2 rRNA genes (1 of these 2 cut by a window edge) are annotated in these 2,500 nt (G+C 54.0%); both read left to right on the top strand.

Annotated elements, in window-relative coordinates:
• A 23S ribosomal RNA gene (locus tag DCO49_RS14560) occupies positions 1–2,255 on the top strand; it begins 626 nt to the left of the window's first position.
• Between the two features lie 126 nt (positions 2,256–2,381).
• Positions 2,382–2,496 (top strand): 5S ribosomal RNA (gene rrf / locus DCO49_RS14555).
• The last annotated feature ends 4 nt before the right edge of the window (positions 2,497–2,500 follow it).

Here is a 2,500-nt window from a genome sequence, read left to right as displayed (position 1 = left end):
ATAAGGGCGCATAGTCGCGGGCAGTAGACCCGAAACCGGGTGATCTAGTCATGGCCAGGGTGAAGGTGCCGTAACAGGTACTGGAGGCCCGAACCCACGTCTGTTGCAAAAGACGGGGATGAGCTGTGATTAGGAGTGAAAAGCTAATCGAACCCGGAGATAGCTGGTTCTCCTCGAAAGCTATTTAGGTAGCGCCTCATATGTATCCTCTCGGGGGTAGAGCACTGTTATGGCTAGGGGGTCATCGCGACTTACCAAACCATTGCAAACTCCGAATACCGAGACGGACTGTATGGGAGACACACGGCGGGTGCTAACGTCCGTCGTGAAAAGGGAAACAACCCAGACCCACAGCTAAGGTCCCAAATTCACTGCTAAGTGGAAAACCATGTGGAAAGGCACAGACAGCCAGGAGGTTGGCTTAGAAGCAGCCACCCTTTAAAGAAAGCGTAATAGCTCACTGGTCGAGTCGGTCTGCGGGGAAGATTTAACGGGGCTAAGCAGTGAACCGAAGCTTGGGGTGTGCATATTTATATGTACGCGGTAGAGGAGCGTTCCGTAAGCCGTTGAAGGTGGATTGAGAAGTCTGCTGGAGGTATCGGAAGTGCGAATGCTGACATGAGTAACGATAATGCGGGTGAAAAACCCGCACGCCGAAAGCCCAAGGTTTCCTTGCGCAACGTTAATCGGCGCAGGGTGAGTCGGCCCCTAAGGCGAGGACGAAAGTCGTAGTCGATGGGAAGCAGGTTAATATTCCTGCACCTCGCGTAAGTGCGATGGAGGGACGGAGAAGGTTAGGTGTACCAGGCGTTGGTTGTCCTGGGGAAAGGCGGTAGGTTTGGATCTTTGGCAAATCCGGGATCCTTTAAGACCGAGCACCGAGACGAGCCTTTATGGCGAAGTCACTGATACCACGCTTCCAGGAAAAGCTCCTAAGCTTCAGCTTACGCAGACCGTACCGTAAACCGACACAGGTGGGTAGGATGAGAATTCTCAGGCGCTTGAGAGAACTCGGGTGAAGGAACTAGGCAACATGGCACCGTAACTTCGGGAGAAGGTGCACCCTTTTTGGTGGCTCGTGCGAGCTATAGCTGAAGAGGGTCGCAGTAACCAGGCCGCTGCGACTGTTTATCAAAAACACAGCACTCTGCAAACACGAAAGTGGACGTATAGGGTGTGACGCCTGCCCGGTGCTGGAAGGTTAATTGATGGGGTCAGCCGCAAGGCGAAGCTCTTGATCGAAGCCCCAGTAAACGGCGGCCGTAACTATAACGGTCCTAAGGTAGCGAAATTCCTTGTCGGGTAAGTTCCGACCTGCACGAATGGCGTAACGACAGCGGCGCTGTCTCCACCCGAGACTCAGTGAAATTGAAATCGCTGTGAAGATGCAGCGTTCCCGTGGCAAGACGGAAAGACCCCGTGAACCTTTACTATAGCTTTACACTGAACGTTGAGTTCGTCTGTGTAGGATAGGTGGGAGGCTATGAAACCATGGCGCTAGCTGTGGCGGAGCCATCCTTGAAATACCACCCTGTCGTGCTTGACGTTCTAACCTGGGCCCATTATCTGGGTCGGGGACCGTGTATGGTGGGTAGTTTGACTGGGGCGGTCTCCTCCTAAAGAGTAACGGAGGAGCTCGAAGGTACGCTCAGCGCGGTCGGACATCGCGCACTGTGTGCAAAGGCATAAGCGTGCTTGACTGCAAGATCGACGGATCAAGCAGGTAGGAAACTAGGACTTAGTGATCCGGTGGTTCTGTATGGAAGGGCCATCGCTCAACGGATAAAAGGTACTCCGGGGATAACAGGCTGATACCGCCCAAGAGTTCATATCGACGGCGGTGTTTGGCACCTCGATGTCGGCTCATCACATCCTGGGGCTGTAGTCGGTCCCAAGGGTATGGCTGTTCGCCATTTAAAGTGGTACGCGAGCTGGGTTCAGAACGTCGTGAGACAGTTCGGTCCCTATCTGCCATGGGCGTTGGAGATTTGAGAGGGGCTGCTCCTAGTACGAGAGGACCGGAGTGGACGAACCTCTGGTGTTCCGGTTGTCACGCCAGTGGCATTGCCGGGTAGCTATGTTCGGAAGCGATAACCGCTGAAAGCATCTAAGCGGGAAGCGCGCCTCAAGATGAGATCTCCCGGGGCACAAGCCCCCTGAAGGAACCATATAGACTATGTGGTTGATAGGTCAGGTGTGTAAGTACAGCAATGTATTGAGCTAACTGATACTAATGATCCGTGTGGCTTGACCATATAACCTCAAGTTGCCTTGGCTTTACGACAACGTCGTAAGAGCATCCAAGTGCACGCTACGTCACAAGAACTATGCGAGGCTGGCGCCTTGTCCCCCAGGGACGAGTGCGACTCTCCAAAAGCCTCCCTGGTGAAATTAGCGCTGTGGAACCACCCGATCCCATCCCGAACTCGGAAGTGAAACGCAGCTGCGCCGATGGTAGTGTGGCTCAAGCCATGCGAGAGTAGGTCATCGCCAGGGTTTA

The sequence above is a fragment of the Stenotrophomonas sp. SPM genome (assembly GCF_003105135.1).
In the GTDB taxonomy this organism is placed as follows: Bacteria; Pseudomonadota; Gammaproteobacteria; order Xanthomonadales; family Xanthomonadaceae; genus Stenotrophomonas.
Note: the sequence above shows the minus strand (reverse complement) of the source record. Positions and strands in the feature narration are given on the sequence as shown.